Source organism: Soehngenia longivitae, from assembly GCF_004684055.1.
Taxonomy (GTDB): domain Bacteria; phylum Bacillota; class Clostridia; order Tissierellales; family Tissierellaceae; genus Soehngenia; species Soehngenia longivitae.
On the sequence record NZ_SRIB01000005.1, the window covers coordinates 114,093 to 132,646 of the forward strand.

An 18,554-nucleotide genomic window follows, 5' to 3' on the forward strand; every position below is an offset into this window, starting at 1 on the left:
GAATTTTATGCAATTATTATCTTCAAAGGTTAGAAATACTACATCTTTAAAATCAGATATCCTGCTTGCTTGTATATCACAATTAATTGCTTTTTTCCTAATGTATAGAACTAATAATTCAGAAACACCACTAGCTATCAAATCATTGATTGCTTAATTTTAAAAATTTATAGCTTTTTCAAAAGGTTTAAATTATGCCTTTATTTTGTGATGCTCTTTTTCGTGTATATCTTGTTATTTTATTTTTTTAAAATTTGTTATCTGTTGATAACTTTGAAATTACATTTTACAACTATCTGCTGTTATAATTTGAATTGACACACAACAAATTCTAAAGAAGGTTGGTCATTGTTATATCTCAAATTATATCCTATATACTTGTTGGACTCGTATCAAAAACTTATAGACAAAAGTTTAACTTTAACGACACTACACTAGCAGCTTCATATACTGCTTGTGGGGTCATATAATCAATAGAACTATGAATCCTTTTTCTGTTATACCAGGATTTTTATATTCAAATAATGCCTTAAGAGCAACATTGAAATCATAGTATTTATGATGATTAATTTCTTCCCTTTTTAATACAAATGAAAAGATTCAATGCAAGCATTATCATATGGGTTTCCTTTCCTATTAAAAGAATGTACTTATACCATTTGAAGCAAGAAAACTTTCAAACTCATTGCCAGTGTACTGTGAACCTAAATCGCTATGTAGAATAATCCCTTCCGTGCTAACAACATTTAAACATGCATTTTCCACTGCTTTTATAGTTAAACCTGCAGTCATAGAAGTTCCATAAGCGTAACCTATGATCTTTCTACTAGACAAAGGCAAGATATGTCCATCCATCCATTGTTTCTTATCTCTCCTTAAAATTTGTTGGCCTCTTTTCGACATTTTGAAGATACATGAACTAAGGCCTTGTAATAGGTACTTCTAGGGAAATTTAGAGCCTTGCATATAAGTTTGACAGTATATTTTGACTTGTATTTTCGATAAATACAATGATTTCATTTATCATTTTCTTACGAATATGGCAGTAGCTTTTTTAAATATTTCATTCTACATTTTAAGTTCAACAATACATTTTTGCATCGCTTGAAATTCCTTGGATGTAATTTCCTTATTTTTAGCTATTTTTTTACTGCAAAATGCTGTTTAATCCACTTATAAATAGTTACCATTACTAAACCATCTCACGGCTCCGTTCTAAGATAAGCTGGCTAGAGTTGTACAGATCAATAATTTGTTTCTTAAAATCATACGTATACCGGATACTGTTTTGGACATTATTTAACATACCTTTCTCACAACCTATTTTAACGTGTTAAACTTTTCGTGCCCACACTTATATACTAACACCATTAGGCTTAATATACTCTAATGTTGCTTTATATAAATTTTTAACTCTTGATAATATTGTTTATTCATATTTTAGAATACTTATCTTCTTTTTTAGTTGAAAATGGCAAGAATTGCCTTGAATAATTCTTCTATTATAAACAAATATTCTTTTAAAAATGTTTCTTGAGATTCTTTTTGCCTAATTAAAGGATTATATGATCATATCAATGTTTCAATTGTTTATTCTTTTAATGTCATTAAGACTTTTTAAAAAGAAATAAAAGTTGTTGATTAAGCTATTAAAAAAGCATTTTGGGAACTAGTCAATGCCTTTTTCATCTGATAATGCTAGAATAAACTGGAATAAATATGTAATATATTTATTTTAAACTGCAAGTAGCGTTATCCATCATGATTCAATTTCTTAAAAATTTCATCAAGCTAAATACGATAAAACAAATACTCATAAACACAAAAGACCACTTGCACAAAATATAAGTAAATTTATTAGTTTATTTTTTGAGTTTTTTCTCAGAAAATAAACTCCATTCCAGCGAAACGGTCAAATCGAATAATTTATTTCTTTATATAATTTATTTCTTTATAATAATCTATTTTACATAAAGTGTTTTACTATGCAAATTTTTAGCATTTTTTAATATTATTTTCATTTTATTTGACATATTATTAAGTTGCTTAAAATAATATAAAATTATTTAAAAAGAGTTATACTTTAACTTAAATTATTATTTATTATTTTGCAAAAATTTTATTTATAATAAAAATACTGTACAATAGAATTTGCAAAATAGAACATCTAAAATTTTTTAAAATAAGATAGGTGACTCAAAAGCCAGTTTTTGTTTAATAAGTATGGCGATACCTAAGCACACGAGTCTTATAAAAAGTAATCTTAACCCTTAATTGGAAAAACACTTTATAATCGCCTCTGCAAATATTAGCATTACATGAACTTATGGGTCAACCTATCTTATTTTTTAATTAATTCTACTTCTTTGAGGACACTTGTCCCCGTTAATAGTTGATTTTTCAATTAATTTAACCATTGATTTTTCCCTCCTTAATCATATTTGCGTATAATAGTATTACGCTGACATAATTATATATAAAAATATCCTAAATTGCAATATCAAATCATTTATATAAATATTCTATGATAATTGCAATGACCACCCGTCTAACGGGTGGTTTGCTCTGAGGCTATAAGCCTCTGTTACCGGCCAGCGCCTAAAAGAACATTAGTATTACTTACTAACCCCTTAAAAGGGTCTTCATATTCCTTGACACTAAGCTTATCCAGCGCTATGTCATGTTTTTTTCCTGGGTAGTGTGAAATAGTTTGTGTTTCATCATTCCAGATTAAGGAATTTGACTAAATTTAAAACTATTTTTAGATTAAAATTAAGTTGATTAGATTTCGTAAAAATCAAAAATTTATTTATTACGTTTAGTATATTTTTACATAGCAAAGCTAAGCTGTCAAGTTCTTTAGCTTTTTAATGAAATATACTAAATTAGTAGTAGCAGTAGATGTGGAGCTTGTGGTTAATTGCATAGCAATTATCCATCAAATCCACATCTTATTTCTTTTTTAGGCTATTTATTTAAGATATCTTCAAAGAATATATTTAATTGAGCTAGTATTTGATCCCAACCCCTCATCCTTGATGTCCACTTAGATGTGGCATTTACCATTGCTAAATAAAGGCTCTTTTCTAAAGAAAAATCTGTAGGAAATATTGTCTTATCCTTTGTTACTTTTCTTAGTTGCTATTAAAATTTTCTATGGTATTTGTTGTATACATCAGCTTTCTAATTTCTGGTGGATATTTAAAAAATGTTGATAATTCAGCCCAGTTATTCCGCCAACTTGCTATACAACTAGGATATTTTTTGCCCCATTTATCTTCAAAGTACCCTAGTTGTATTAATGCTGTTTCTTCAGTGTTTGCTTTATACACTGTCTTTAAGTCTTTCATTAATTCACGTATATCCTTGTAATTTACATATCTTGTAGAATTTCTAATCTGATGAATTATGCATTTTTGAATCTCTGCTTTTGGATAAACTGCGGTTATAGCTTGGCTAAACCCGGGTAAATTATCTGTAGAAAATATCAACACATCTTCTACTCCTCTATTTTTGAGATCATTTAATACCATTAACCAATATTTTGAACTCTCATTTTCACCAACATACATACCTAGGACTTCTTTTAAGCCATCCATTGTATATGCTAAAACGATGTATACAGCCTTTTTTACTACTGCTCCATTATCCCTTACGTTGTAATGAATAGCATCCATAAAAACAAAAGAATATACTTTCTCTAGTGGCCTTTGTCGCCATTCTTCAATTGTTGGAAGTATTTTATTTGTTATCCTTGATACTGTTGACTTCGAAAGCCCAAATCCATAAATTTCTTGAATATGAGCAGATATATCTCTTGTGGTCATGCCTCTTCCATACATTGATATTATCTGATTTTCAATATTTGAGATGTCTTTTTCATACTTTTTTACTACCTGTGGTTCAAAACTTCCATCTCTGTCTCGTGGTACATTGATTTCCATTTCTCCATTAGTACCTTTTACTGTCTTTGTGCTATAACCATTTCTTGTATTTAAACTAAGTGGTTTTTCACCATATTCATAGTCCAAATGGTCATCTAATTCAGCCATTAACATTTCCTCCATCAGATCTGCTGTTAAATCTTTTAGAGCCTCCTGTACATCTTGTGCCGTTTCTGGCTGATAAGATTCTAGTATTGCTTTGATTAACATAGCATTCTTTCTTTCTGGCCTTTTTCTTCCCATAACAAAATCCTCCTAGTTAAGTTATTTTTATTTTACCTTAACCTGGAGGATTTTCATACACAAACTATTTCACAGTCTCAGAGATTCAATAAAATATTTTCAATCACAAGCCTATTTTTTTTTTTTTGAAATAGTAGGTTCTGTTAAAGTTACGCTTTTTTAATTTTTTCTTTTGTTCCTTTTAAAAAATATCTCTTGACATATTACCAGATTGCTACAAACATCGAATACATTAAATCAGTGTTATATCTAATGCTTTTATCCTTAATCATTACATAATCTATGTTATAACGTTTACTGCTAAATTTTTTTTCATATTTTTGTATGAATTCACTAATCATATACCCAACTTTGTGCCCCAGTAATAAGGCATCTGTTTTATCAGCATATTTTTTAAATTTTCTCTGCTACAGCTCTTATTTCTGCTTCTATACCTTTTTCATTCGCTGCTTTTTTTATTTTCTTTATATGCATATTTTATAACAACAATACCTGCAGAAATTAAAGAAGAGCAAATTAAGTAAATACTTAATTTGCTCTATCTTATACATACTTGATTATGTCTAGAGGTTTATATAACCTAATCTCTGCATCTAACTCATCATGGGAATTTTCAGTCCACAAAGCTAAAGCAAAATCTACATTTGCACCTTTTGCACACTTGTAATCGTACTCTGTATCTCCAATGTAAATGAGGTCTTTATTGTTGAGTTCATTCAATTCCATATATTTTAGCAATGGTTCAGGGTAAGGTTTGTGTAAAATAGTATCATCAGCACATACAATCGTTGAAAAATATTTCTTTAGGTCAAATCGGTCAAAATCATGATCGAATTCTTCTCTTAATTTAGATGTGACTATGCCCAGTTTATAGCCTTTTGAGTTCAATAATTCCAACACTTCTATTACCCCGTCAAAAACCTTTATAGTATCTTTGTATTTATCCATGTTTTTTAACCACAACTCAAGCCCATATTCAACATCTTTGACTTCAAACAATTTCAGTGTTTCTGCTCCGGGAATGCCCAATACATATCTTAATTCATCTATCGTATAATCCTTCCCTTTTATTTCTTTTAAAGTATCTACTAATGCAGCTAATATTGAATATTCGCTATCTATAAGAGTTCCATCTACATCAAATACAATATGCTCATACTTCATCTTATCTCTCCTTTCGTCAACCTTTATGTTATTATATTTAATAATTGATTGCAAGCATAAAAAATGCACTACTGTCTAGTGCATTTTTTATCTATTTCTTTTAAATTTAACACTGCTTCTAAAACAGCTTCGTTTAAAGTAGGGTGGATTATTAGCCCTCTCTTAATGTCAAGTGCATTTATTTTCTTTTTAAATAATAAATCCATTAACCCTATGTATTCAGATACATTTTTGCCTACCATCCATATTCCCATTATATTGTCATTCAAATCAGCTATTACTTTCACAAATCCCTCTACATATAATTTTGAAACAGCTCTCCATGTATCTTTAAACTCACAGATTCCAATCTTATATCTGTCATGTTTTATTTGCGATTCATTTATGCCTACCCCAGCTATCTCTAAAGAAACAAACACAGCCCTTGGTAAGTTATCATAATTTTGGTGGATTTCCCTACTATAGATTATATGTTCAGCAACTTGAATTGCTTGATTTATAGCTGCATGAGCCATGCAAAGCTTCCCATTGACATCGCCTATGGCAAATATATTTTCTTGGGTCGTCCTAAAGTTATTATCTACTTTTATTCCATTTTCATCAAAATCTATATTTAATCTCTCTACACCTTTAGGGATATTTGGTTTATTCATCATAGTTACTAATAGCTTATCTGCCACAATAGTGCTTCCATCTTTTAATATTGCCTCGACACAGTCATCTTTTGTATAAGCTTTTATAACTTCTGAATCTGTCATTATTGTAACATTGTTTTCTACCAAATCTCTTTCTATCGGATAAGTTAAATCAAAATCATCATCAGGCAAAATCAGATGTTTTTTTTCCACTAAAATAATCTCTTTATTTAATTTTGATAGCACATTAGCTAATTCTACCCCTTCTACGTTTGCACCTAGAATTATTATTTTCTCCTTAAGCTGGTTGAAATTAGCTGCTTCTTTATATGTTATTACTTTTTCCTTGTCTATTATAAATTCTTTTGTACTTTTGGGACTAGTTCCGGTCGCTATGACAATATGAGAAGCTTTTATTAAATACTCTCCTACTAAAAATGTATTTTCATCAATGAATTCACCTTCTCCATAAAATAAATCAAGATTTGATTTTTGAATTAGAAGATCAATTTTTTCTTCTAATTTATTTAATGACTTTCTATAATAAGGTATAAATTCATCTTCGCTATTATTTTTAAAATAATCTGAAGCTATTTTTACAGGCAAAGCTCCCCATCTCAATGCTGTGCCCCCAAGAGTTTCTTTTTCTATAAGAGCTACTTTCTTACCTGAATTTACAAGGATCTTTGCACAGTATAAACCTGCAATCCCTCCGCCTATCACCAAACAATCGTAATTTTTTTCAAGCAAGTTCTCTCTCCCCTTTGCTTTTCTTATGTTTTTGCAATTGTCTATTTGTAACTATAAATAAAGCTACAATGGTTGCGATATAAGGAATCATTTGAGTAAATTGCGATGGCACTCCTACTACTTGTAGTCTTATCCCTAAAGCATCAAAAAAACCAAACATCAGTGCTGCAATAAATGTCATAATCGGGTTTGCTTTCCCAAATATTATAGCTGCAACTGCGATAAATCCTCTATTTGCACTCATATTCTCTGAAAAAAGTGTGAGATAACCCAAAGAAAGATGTGCGCCAGCAAACCCACATAAAACACCACAGTAGATTGAAGATTTATATTTCATTTTTTTAGCACTCACACCTGCTGTTAAGAGAGCTTCAGGATATTCCCCAGACGCTCTAAGCCATATTCCCTGAGGTGTTTTATAAAGGTATATATATATTAAAGCGACTAAAATCCAGCTTATATACACAAATATCGAATGATTGTTAAAAATTTTGTCTAAGAAATTCACATTCTCCAGAAAAGAAAAGTTCACTCTAGGTAAAGGAACTATATCTGGAGAAGAAAAAGCGCCTTTTACTCCAAAAATGCTCCTCAATAAGAATACAGTAAGCCCACTTGCAAACATATTTATTGCTATCGCTACTATAAACTCATCTGACTTTAATTCAACCACAAAAATAGCAAATATCAATCCGATAATTACTCCAACTAAACTAGCTAAGAGCACTCCCATTAAAGATGAACCAAAAAAATAACTCCCGAGTACACCAAAAAATGCACCAAGTAAAATCATGCCTTCCATTCCTATATTTAGCATTCCCGTATGTTGAGTTAAAAGCCCTCCCAAAGCTGCCAATATGATAGGTGTGGCAGTTCTTATAGTATGTTGTAAAAGGGTTAGGTTGAAAATCTCTTTAAGCATTTGTTTCACCAGCTTTCTTTGATTTTCTCTTTATGTTTAGCAAAACGAATTTATCTTTAAATCCAGCTTCACCTGCAATAAATAATACTATAATTGCTTGAATGACCATGACCAATTCCGAAGGAATCGATGTTGCATTTTCCATAGACACAGAGCCTGTTTTTAATGCTCCCAAAAATATAGCCATCAATACCACTCCTACTGGATTGTTCTTAGCCATAAGAGATGCTAACATTCCATCCCAAGCATATCCCGGAGAAATACTCTGCAAAAATCTGTAGTGCACTCCTAATACTTCAAATACTCCAGCCATACCACATAAAGCACCAGATATTACCATTGCTATAAGCATTTGTTTTTTGTCATTAATACCACCATATCTCGCAAACATCCTATTTTGTCCCACCATTTTGAAATCATATCCAATAGATGTTTTTTCCATTAAATAATATATGACAATTGCAATGAAGCTCATGAAAAATATACTGGTATTTAATGTTGATAATTTCACTAGTCTTCTCAAGTGATAGCTTTGAGCAATTATCTCTGTTCCGTTCATTTTCCCTTGTGTAGTGGCAAAGGGATAATTGACTAGGAAAGATGTAAAGAGCACAGCTACTGTGTTTAACATTATCGTGGTGATAACTTCATCAATTTTGTATTTCACTTTTAAAATCCCAGGTAAAAAAGCGTATAACCCTCCTACTAAAGCTCCAAATATTATCGCCAAAGGTATGCCTATAAAGAATGGCAAAGATGTAAAAGTAATACCTATATACGCTGCAGCAAAAGCTCCTAGATAAAGTTGCCCTTCTCCTCCTATGTTAAATATTCCACTTCGAAAAGAAATTGCAGTACCTAAACCTGTAAGAACTAGAGGAACTGTCTTTGCAAATGTAGTGGCCAAATTGTATTTCGAACCAAAAGCTCCACTAAAAAGGGCACTGTATCCTATAAATGGGCTTTTCCCGTTTATTAGCATGATTAAAGCGCCAATGATTAAAGCGACAAAAATTGAAAGAGCCAAGGATATAATGTAGCTTAAGTTTATTTTCTTCATTGCTTCTCTCAATTGTCTTCACTCCCTTTGAGTTTGTTTTGTTTCCCTGTCATATACAATCCCAATGTCTGTTTGGTTACCTCTTTGTTTTTAAATTCTCCAGTTATACTGCCTTCATATATAGTGATTATCCTATCAGAAAGTCGCATTATTTCATCGAGTTCTGCAGAAACTAATAAAATTGCAGCTCCTTCATTTCGTTTCCTCATGATTTGGTTGTGTATAAACTCAGTCGCACCTACATCTACACCTCTAGTTGGCTGTGCAATGATTAAAATCGGTGAATCAAATGAGAATTCTCTGGCTATTACGACCTTTTGCATATTGCCGCCTGAGAGTTTTTTAACTTTCATATACCTATCAATAGCTCTGATATCGTATTCTTTAATCAAATTGTCCGTTCTTTCAAAAATCTTTTTCTTATTTAAATGAATTTTCTTTACGACAAATGGTTTTTTATGTTGAAGTCCCATCAGTAAATTTTCCCATAAACTCGCTTCTTTCGATAAGCCCATTGTGAGTCTATCTTCTGGCACATGAGAAATCCCTAAATTTCTCATGTTTGATGGGTTTACATCAGTTATTTTTTTACCATTTATAAAATAGTCCCCATCCTCTAGATTTCTAAGCCCAGTTAAAACCTCTACTAATTCGGATTGGCCATTTCCTTCAACACCTGCAACACCTAATATTTCGCCAGCTCTCAATGAGAAAGATACTCCATTAAGTACTGTCAATCCTCGATTGTCTTTTGCTTTAATGTCTTTGACTTCAAGCACTTTTTCTCCTGAAACTTTTTCTCTATGTAAATCATGAAACAAAACTTCTTTTCCCACCATCATTTCAGTTAATATCTTTGCATCGGCTTGTTGAGTTGGCAGGGTTCCTATGAGTTTTCCTTGACGCATCACACTTACTCTGTCTGAAATTGCCAAGACTTCTTGTAGCTTGTGAGTGATTATTATGACAGTTTTATTCATATCGCTAACTAACTTTCTAATCACATTAAATAGCTCATCGGTTTCTTGAGGTGTCAATACAGCAGTTGGTTCATCTAATATCAAAATATCAGCGCCCCTATATAGCACTTTTAAGATCTCAACTCTCTGCTGAACACCAACAGAAAGAGCCTCTATTTTTTCACGAGGGTCCACTTTAAAACCGTATTTTTGTGCTAAGTTCTTTGTAATTTCTATTGCTTTGTCATAATCCATAAAAAATTTCTTTTTCTTTGGCTCACTACCTAAGACCACATTTTCAGCAACGCTTAGTGATGGAAGAAGCATAAAATGCTGATGCACCATTCCTATGCCTTGCTTTATTGCATCGAGCGGACTCTTAATCACAGCTTTTTTGCCATCAATGAATATTTCGCCTTGTGTCGGCTCGTACAGCCCATATAATATATTCATCAATGTAGTTTTACCTGCACCATTTTCCCCTATGATAGCATGTATTTCACCTTTGTTGATAGTTAAATTCACATTTGAATTTGCCAAAACGCCAGGAAATTGCTTTGATATATTCTTTAATTCAATTAGTTTTTCAGCCAAATAGCTCACCTCTTTCAATAAAAGTTTATAAAATGGAGAAGTATAAAATACTTCTCCATTTTCTTTATTTTGCAGTAGGCACCTCTATTTCCCCATTTACAATCATTTCTTTTATTTCATCCAGTTTAGCTTTCATATCATCAGTGACAAATTGTTTCATGTCATCAGTTCCATAGCCCAGTCCAACTCCGTCTTCTTTTAAGCCATAATAAATGACTTTCCCTTTTTCAATTTCATTATTTTGTATCTTTATTATAGTATCATAAATAGATTGACCAACTTTTTTAACCATGCTCGCTACGATCACATCTGGATTTATATACCTTTGATCAGTATCAACTCCAATTGCGTATTTACCTTGTTCTTTTGCAGCTTCGAAAACTCCTTCACCAGTTTTCCCTGCCACTTGAAAAATTATATCAGCACCTCTTGAATAAATTGCTGTAGCACATTCCTTCCCTTTAGCTGGATCTTCAAAATCTTCAGCAAAAATTGTCTCCACTTTAATATCTTTGTTTATATATTTAGCTCCAGCTTCATATCCTACTTGAAAGTTTCTTATGACAGGAATATCCATCCCACCAACCATGCCAATTGTATTGGTCTTTGTGAGCATTGCAGCTAAAGCTCCTGCTAAAAATGAACCTTCGTTCTCTGCATAGCTAATCGTAATTAGATTGTCTATTCCCTCTATCTCGTTATCTACATATATGTAATATACCTCAGGGAATTCTTTTGCAATCTCTTGAACCACATCATAAAATTCATATCCAACTACTGCAACTATAGATGCATATTGAGATGCTTGAACTAATTGATCGTTATACAATGAAGCATCATTTCTACACTCATACACCTTATACTCGATGCCTAAATCTTGTTTAGCTTTTTCAACCCCCTCATGAGCTGAATCATAAAATGATCTATCGCCCAATCCTCCCGCTATGACCAAAGCCACTTTTGTCTTCTCTGAAGAATCACCATTTTGTGTCTTTGAACTACTACAACCAGTAAAAATTGTGGATGCCATTAAAATAAAAACTAACAAAATGGCAACTTTTCTTTTCATCGCAATTACCTCCTAAATATTTAATATTTTCATGGGATTTATTGTTAAATTTTTATCATATATACAATTTATTTTTATATTGATAACAAATTTGTAATTAGGCTTAAATCCCATGTTAAGAGCTCTATAAGAAAATTATAACATATAGTTTTTAAATGTATATAGGCTAATCAACAAAATTATTTGCCCTATTATGGCTTTATAAAAATAAAATAACAGGATGTTGATTGAAAATAACGCATTTTTAGCTATTTTATTTTGTTAATTTTTTAACTATTAATAAAATATAATAATGGTCTATATATTTTTGCCAATACATAGACCATTATAATTTCAATATGCTCTATTTGCTTTTTTTAAAGATGCTTTAACTATATTGAATAAAAATACGCACATCAATGTGTTTAGCAATACTGCAGGCAAAACCACTCCGATGACTAATGCGCTGAACGGCCCTGGTAAACCTGCCAGAAAAAGTGCAGTGCTTAAAAATACTACTCCACTTACAAAAGTCCCAAAAATCGAGGCTATGACAATTTGAATTTGGTCTTTCACTTTTGAATCCATAAATTTAAATAGTAAAAATACAATATTTGCTGTGATTATCTTATCTACGATATTTGGAATCTGTCCAAATGGAAAAGTAGTAGTAAATGCTGAAAACAGCCCTGCGATAATCCCTATCAAAACGACCATTTTATAGTCCTTCATATTCAAGTATAAAACGATAAACATCATGCAAAGCATGAGATCAGGCTTCATTCCAAATAATATCGATGGCATAGCTTGGTGAAGTATAAGACCAATAGCTAGAAATATGGATGTCAAAATCATCTTTTTTAAATTCATAAAAAATCCTCTCCTTAAATTTAATATTATTCTATTTTGAGTTATCACATACTTTCACAACATTTAAATCACCACCTAAATAAAAAAACTCCGCCCTAAAACAATAGGGCGAAGTTAGATTCGCGTTGCCACCTAATTTATACTTATTACAAATACATAAGTATATCTCATTTTCAGATACATTCATATCCTATCCGCTATAACGGGCAGCTCCCGTCAAGAACTACTCTCAAAGAATACTTTGATTTCGGCTTGCTCCTATTAGATCCATTCACAAAAGAAATCAGTGTTGAGTTTCCACCATCCTCAACTCTCTATAACTTATTCTTTAGTTACTATTTCTAATCATTGGATTATTAAATAGTATTATAGTACATATTATTATATGATACAACTACTAAATTTAGAGAAGTTTTTAACATAAAGTCATGGAGACAACAAACAGTATCATTTATTTTATGTCCTCAACTGCTCAAAATATAGCTAATCTCATTAAATACCTAATAGAAATTTAATGTTCCTTTAATTTTTGCCTTATTTAAACACTTTTTAAAAACAATTAAACCTATTGTTAAAAAAATTATAGCATTCAAATTCAACAATAAATGATCATGAATCGTAAAATTTTTAAATGTCAGATTTTTTATAAAAGAATCTTGAAGTAATTTATTTGCTTGATAAAAAGGCAGAAACAGCCTAGATATTATAGTATCTTTTAAAAATAGTATCCCTAGCAATAAAAATTGCATTATATTCATGAAGTTATTGATTTGTTTGTATATTAAAGATATTCCTGCCATTACAAGGCTTATTCCTAATACTGAAATTAAGCCTATTACTATTATGTACATGACTGTAAAAAAATTTATATAGAGACTTATATTAGAGATTTTTGAAAACACAAATATATTTATCCATGAGAAAACAAAATAAAACAACATATTTACAAGGTTTTCTGATACCAATAAAAAAGAAAGATTCTTTGAATGTACCATTATATTTTCTAATGTTCCAAACTGTTGATTTTGTTGAACTATATATGCTGTAGATGTATATATTGATAAAATCATGGTCCAAGCATAATATGAAACAACAATTCCTGATAAAGATGTTCCTAAGTTAAGTGGTGACAATTGACTTCTATTTGCTATTAGTGAATATCCATTAAAAATCAAGAAAAAAATTATATAAAACATTATCATTGAAAACAATGTGTTAAAAAAATAGCGTTTTTTATAAATAAGTTCTTTATATGCTGATGCAAAAGCTGTATACAAATAAACCATTATTTTACACCCCCCATATTTTCATTATTATTTAACAAATTTATAATCGAACTCTTCAAATTATTTTCTTTTTTTATTTCTTTAATAAAAATATTTTGGTTATGGAGATAATTCATCATATAGGTTAAACTTTCTTCATTAGGCCATAAAACTTCTATCACCTTATTAGTTTCATTTATATTTACATGTTTTAAATCCCTCTTTATTGCTAAAATATTTTCTGAATTCAGTTCTCCATCGTAAAATAAAATATAATGACTATTGCCAAATATATTTATAAACTCACTAACTGATCCGCTCTTTACTACATTGCCACTATCTAATAATGTGCAATAATCGCATATGTGACTAATAAAATTCATGTCATGAGAACTTACTATAATAGTAATATTAAAATCTTTTCTGAGTTTAAATAAGAGTTTTGTTAATTCTTCTTGATAATGTATATCTAATCCTGTTGTTGGCTCATCTAAAATTATTAGTTTAAAATCACAAGCTAGTGCTACAGCAAGAGAAGCCCTTTGTCTCATTCCGAATGATAGATTACTAACTTTTGTATTTAATATATTGTAAATATCTAGATATTCTACTATCATTTTAAATCTATCTGTATTTTGGTAATTAGTTATACCATGAAGCATTGTAAAATATTTTATGTTCTCCTTTACTGTCATGTATAAATATAAATTACGTCCACCATCTAAAAGTACCGAAATATTATCTGTTCTGATATCTTTGTCTTTTAATATGTCAACATTTTCATAATAAATATCACCAGAATCTGGTTCCAATAAACCTACTATACATTTTATTAATGTCGTTTTGCCTGCCCCATTATTGCCCAATAATCCATGTATAGTTCCTTGTTCTACATTGAATGAAACATTATTTAAAACAGTAGTTTTATTTCTTTTATTCCCAAATGTTTTATGTAAATTTTGAATTTCCATAATACTTAAACTCATACTTAAACTCCTCCAACAAGTTCTTTTTCCCCCAGCGAAAGCAGCGCATTAGAATACATATCATAAAAATAACCTTTATTAGTAATTAATTTTTGTAATTTCCCAGATTCTACTATTTCCCCATCTTTCATAACTAGAATTTCATCATAATTCTTCAAAATGTTATCATCTATTCGATGTGTTATGGCTATGATAGTTGAATCTAATCCCAATATTGTTTTTTCAATATCATATGCCATGACTTTATCTAAGGCTGATGTGGCCTCATCTACTAATAATATTTCCACATCTTTTATCAAGGCTCTTGCAATAGAAAGTCTATTTAATTCCCCACCTGATAATTCAACGTGTCCTTCACCAACTAATGTGTCTAAGCCTGCATTATGTATGTTCATAGTTTTAGTAAGTCCAGACTGTATGATTGTATTTTTAATTTTTTCATCAGAAAACTCATTGTATAAACATATATTGTTTTTAAAGGTGTCTTTAAACACAAATACGTTTTGATGTATTAATGCCACTTTACTATAATATGATTTTGCATCAAATGATTTTATATTGATATCATCTATACTAATTTGCCCTTGATAATCATTTATCTGCTTCATCAATATTTTTAATAAAGTACTTTTCCCACAGCCACTTTCTCCTACAATAGCGTACTTTTTACCTTTTTCAAAAATATAATTTATATTTGAAATTACCTTATCCCGATTATTATAGGAATAGCTCAACTCATTTATTCTAAGATTTCTATCAAAAGTAAATTCCTTTGTTTCTTGGCTTGATTCACCCTTATTATCTAATACTTTTTCATTGATAGTTGAAATAATTCTGGTAACTGATCTAATGTTTGTTAAATATTTGGAAATTGAAATAAGTGGATTAACGATATAATTCATTAATTGTACTGCAGCAATCATTTGTCCAAGAGTTATGTCTCCTTGTATAACAAAATAAGCTGCAACTAATAAATTAATAAAAAACATTAAAAATCCAGATGAAATAGATATTGCACCTTGAAAACCTGTAAAAGCATCTGACTTAAATTTTGATTGTTCAGCTTCTTCATTTATATTCGAAAATTTATTTAAAATCTTATTTTCTATGTTAAATCCTTTGATTACTTCAAATCCTTGTGCAATTTCTTTGACTTGGTTTACAAATACTTCTACTTTCCCTAAATACCTTTCCTTCAATAATTGATTCTTTTTAGTAAATAGCTGTGGAACAACAACAGGTATCCACCCTAAAACTAGTATTGATAAAGTAAGTGTTACATTTATTCTAAATAAGAGAAACAAGGATATTATAAACAAAAATATATCCTTAGTCATGCTAATCAAACTATTAAGATAATTATTCTCTATTATTTTAACATCATTATCTAATGTAGATATTAACTCTGAACTGGTTAATCTTGACTGATTATTATTGCCCAGGAAACTATTTATAATTGATTGTTTATAATCCTTCATAACTGAAGCATTTAAAGCAGCATTACTTGTTTTTGAAAATGTTTCAGATATAAACACCGCTAGTAAGAAGAGCATCACATATAAAAACAAATTTGAAAATTCCAATTGGAGAGTCCCTGTAGCTGTATCAATGACAGTCTGAAACAAAATAGCTTGATAAGCCTCAACAAGGGATATTATAATCACTGCTATAATGCTCAAAAACAATAAAAACTTATGATTTAAAATATGTTTTTTCATCCATAGTAACTCCTTTGAATATATTTTTCCAAATTAAAATGTAATTTTTAACTATTATATCATTATTAAATAGCGAAGAAATAGATGTTTTATTTATGATTGTTTTAATTATCCAGAATCAAACATATGTGCCATATACCTCTGAAAGATATCTCTGAATAATGCTATGTTTTAAAAATTTACTAATAATCATCAACATTACTAATAATCATTAACATTGCTAATAATCATTAACATTGCTAATAAAATTAAAAATTTATTATTTATTATTTTTTCAAATAGACCCTTAGATTATTATTTCATTGTTTTCGATGTGTGAGAAACATAATTAATACAATAATCCCAATGAAGAATACAACAGTAGCTATAGCAATTAATGTCATATACAAATCTCCTTTAAATTCTTAATATTAGTTCGTTGCAGAATTCTATAGCTCGCATATTTACTGCCTTTTTATATATTGAAATGGCTGGATTCTCCCCATTTTGAGTATGTTTATAATATAAAATTGTTTATAATTCAAAACAGAAAGGAGGATCTTGTACCATCTCCATCTAAGCAATTAAATCTACGTAATATTTCTAATGTTTCTGATTACAATCTATATAAAGATTTAAAACTTCAGGATGTGAATAATTCTTTTGATGCTAATGATAAATATGCTTACCTTGACAAGAAAAATCTTATGCCTATTATCAATCTCAATCCTCGTAATTCTCAAGGTTTATCTAAGCCTATTTATCCATTGATTTCTCTTGTTATTAATCTTTAGAACGGAATTCATACAAATCACTAGCTATTAAAACTTTAATTAAGTTGATTTCTAAATCAAATTGTAGTAGATAAAACCACTCTCTAAAATTTTTTATTCTAAAGATATTGAAACCTTGGTTCTTGAGGCTATTTATATTTTTATTAGAATTATTCCATCTGTTTCACAATAATATGCTTCTACTCCACTTCCTTCTTTTTCTAATTCTATACCTTTTATAAACATTTGTAAGAATGGCCCCTTATCTTTCTCATCTGCAATCCATTTCAATTTATATCTATCTCCATGAATTATCCCTTTTTCCATTTTTTCTCCACAATATGGACATATCATTTAATTAATCTCCTTATTATCTATTTTTTTTCTATAAGCTATAGAAGTTATTTCTTCTGTAGTAATATCAGAATTAATTACACTTAAATCAATAGTACTTCCATTCCAATAATCAGCTGCATAAAAAGTACCATATTGATTTTTTGTAGCGCTCCACTCCACATTATATCCCTTATCTGTTTGATCTCTTATTTTTCTAGCTAAATCCGCATCTCTAGCAGATGCAAAAAATCCTCCAACTGAAATAACTGGACCAACCTTAGGAATGAACCCTGATAATAATAATATAAAATTGTCTCTAAAGTTAAAATCCAATGATTTAGCTAAATCCATGCCACTTTTTGTTGTCAAGTAATATGTCGTAGTTCGTTGCCCAAATCTAGGGGCAGACAAAACCTTTTCTATTACAGCTTCGTTATAAGGTGATGGTATCCTTGTACTTGTGCTAGCGGTCATTTTTGATTGGAAATTATCATTTTCTATTGCAATTTCCTTTAATTTGTTTTTACTAATTTCCCCAGTTTCAAGGTCTATATCTCTTTTTTGTATCGAGTGCTCTTTGTAATAAAGAACTACCTCATCATCATCGGCCTCATAGAATAAATTAGTAAATAGCTTGTTATTAGACTTACTATCAATCGTATTGGCATAACTAGGAATGCAAGTGGTTACAAGCATCACGATTACTGACAAAGATACAATTCTTTTCCTGAGTTTCATAATAAATTTCTCCTTTATCTAATTAATATAGCTCGTTGCAGGATTCTATAACTCGCATATTTACTGCCTTTTTATATATTGAAATGGCTGGATTCTCCCCATTTTTAGTATGTTTATAATATAAAATTGTTTATAACTCAAAACAGAAAGGAGGATCTTGTACCATTTCTATCTAAGAAATTAAATCTTTATGATATCTCTAATGATTTTGATAACAATCTTTATGAAGATTTAAGGCTTTAGGATGTGAATAATTCTTTTGATGCTGATGATAATTATGCTTACCTTCACAAGAAAGATATCATGCCTATTATCAATATCTATCCTCGTAATTCTCAAGGTTTACCTGATCTAGATTTAATGAATTTGGTGTTCCACTTTGCCTTAATGACTCTTTTTTACCAATGGTTTATGATGATATTTGTAGAGGAAAATATAATTAATTGATTAATCACAAAATCTATTAATATTTAATTTTAGCTATAAATAACTCTATATAATTTTTTTAATGAGCATTTTCCCTTGAAAATAATAATAGTATTAAATCAGTCTATGTGTTTATTTTGTGAT

General features: G+C 29.9%; 13 protein-coding genes, 1 pseudogene and 1 other annotated feature. All 14 genes and pseudogenes read right to left on the reverse strand.

From position 1 onward, the window contains the following. Positions 1-636: 636 nt before the first annotated feature. The 14 genes and pseudogenes from E4100_RS09400 to E4100_RS05040 all read right to left on the reverse strand — a co-directional run bounded on the left by E4100_RS09400 (position 637) and on the right by E4100_RS05040 (position 17,984). A complete protein-coding gene (locus tag E4100_RS09400) occupies positions 637-855 on the reverse strand; it encodes a DDE-type integrase/transposase/recombinase (RefSeq protein ID WP_209315276.1) in 219 nt (72 codons plus the stop codon). Between the two features lie 2,112 nt (positions 856-2,967). After that, positions 2,968-4,154: pseudogene (locus E4100_RS04980) on the reverse strand (IS256 family transposase). A gap of 576 nt (positions 4,155-4,730) precedes the next feature. Continuing rightward, positions 4,731-5,351: an HAD family hydrolase gene (locus E4100_RS04985; RefSeq protein ID WP_135270940.1), complete on the reverse strand. Its 621-nt coding sequence runs from the start codon at positions 5,349-5,351 to the stop codon at positions 4,731-4,733. 68 nt (positions 5,352-5,419) lie between these two features. Beyond that, positions 5,420-6,736: a dihydrolipoyl dehydrogenase family protein gene (locus tag E4100_RS04990; RefSeq protein ID WP_135270941.1), complete on the reverse strand. Its 1,317-nt coding sequence runs from the start codon at positions 6,734-6,736 to the stop codon at positions 5,420-5,422. Further along, positions 6,729-7,658, reverse strand: coding sequence for an ABC transporter permease (locus tag E4100_RS04995; RefSeq protein ID WP_209315277.1), 930 nt, complete (start codon positions 7,656-7,658; stop codon positions 6,729-6,731). Before E4100_RS04995 ends, E4100_RS04990 begins: the two co-directional genes overlap by 8 nt. Then, positions 7,651-8,730, reverse strand: a complete 1,080-nt coding sequence (locus E4100_RS05000) for an ABC transporter permease (RefSeq protein ID WP_209315278.1) — start codon at positions 8,728-8,730, stop codon at positions 7,651-7,653. The genes E4100_RS04995 and E4100_RS05000 overlap by 8 nt, the downstream gene beginning before the upstream one ends. Then, positions 8,727-10,271 carry an ABC transporter ATP-binding protein gene (locus E4100_RS05005; RefSeq protein ID WP_135270943.1) on the reverse strand — a complete coding sequence of 515 codons (1,545 nt, stop codon included), beginning with the start codon at positions 10,269-10,271 and terminating at the stop codon, positions 8,727-8,729. Before E4100_RS05005 ends, E4100_RS05000 begins: the two co-directional genes overlap by 4 nt. Positions 10,272-10,335: 64 nt before the next feature. Next, a complete protein-coding gene (locus E4100_RS05010) occupies positions 10,336-11,340 on the reverse strand; it encodes a BMP family lipoprotein (protein WP_135270944.1) in 1,005 nt (334 codons plus the stop codon). Between the two features lie 333 nt (positions 11,341-11,673). Then, positions 11,674-12,189 carry a tryptophan transporter gene (locus tag E4100_RS05015; protein WP_135270945.1) on the reverse strand — a complete coding sequence of 172 codons (516 nt, stop codon included), beginning with the start codon at positions 12,187-12,189 and terminating at the stop codon, positions 11,674-11,676. 101 nt (positions 12,190-12,290) lie between these two features. Next, positions 12,291-12,547, reverse strand: a binding site (T-box leader). A 142-nt stretch (positions 12,548-12,689) separates the two neighbouring features. Beyond that, the gene (locus tag E4100_RS05020) at positions 12,690-13,475 is read right to left on the reverse strand and encodes a hypothetical protein (protein WP_135270946.1); all 786 of its coding nucleotides are present in this window, start codon (positions 13,473-13,475) and stop codon (positions 12,690-12,692) included. After that, the gene (locus E4100_RS05025) at positions 13,475-14,440 is read right to left on the reverse strand and encodes an ABC transporter ATP-binding protein (protein WP_135270947.1); all 966 of its coding nucleotides are present in this window, start codon (positions 14,438-14,440) and stop codon (positions 13,475-13,477) included. Before E4100_RS05025 ends, E4100_RS05020 begins: the two co-directional genes overlap by 1 nt. A gap of 2 nt (positions 14,441-14,442) precedes the next feature. Beyond that, on the reverse strand, positions 14,443-16,158 hold the full coding sequence (locus E4100_RS05030) for an ABC transporter ATP-binding protein (RefSeq protein ID WP_135270948.1): 1,716 nt from the start codon (positions 16,156-16,158) through the stop codon (positions 14,443-14,445). 905 nt (positions 16,159-17,063) lie between these two features. After that, positions 17,064-17,264, reverse strand: coding sequence for a PF20097 family protein (locus tag E4100_RS05035; protein ID WP_135270949.1), 201 nt, complete (start codon positions 17,262-17,264; stop codon positions 17,064-17,066). Further along, positions 17,265-17,984, reverse strand: coding sequence for a hypothetical protein (locus E4100_RS05040; RefSeq protein WP_135270950.1), 720 nt, complete (start codon positions 17,982-17,984; stop codon positions 17,265-17,267). It lies immediately after the preceding gene. Positions 17,985-18,554: the final 570 nt, after the last annotated feature.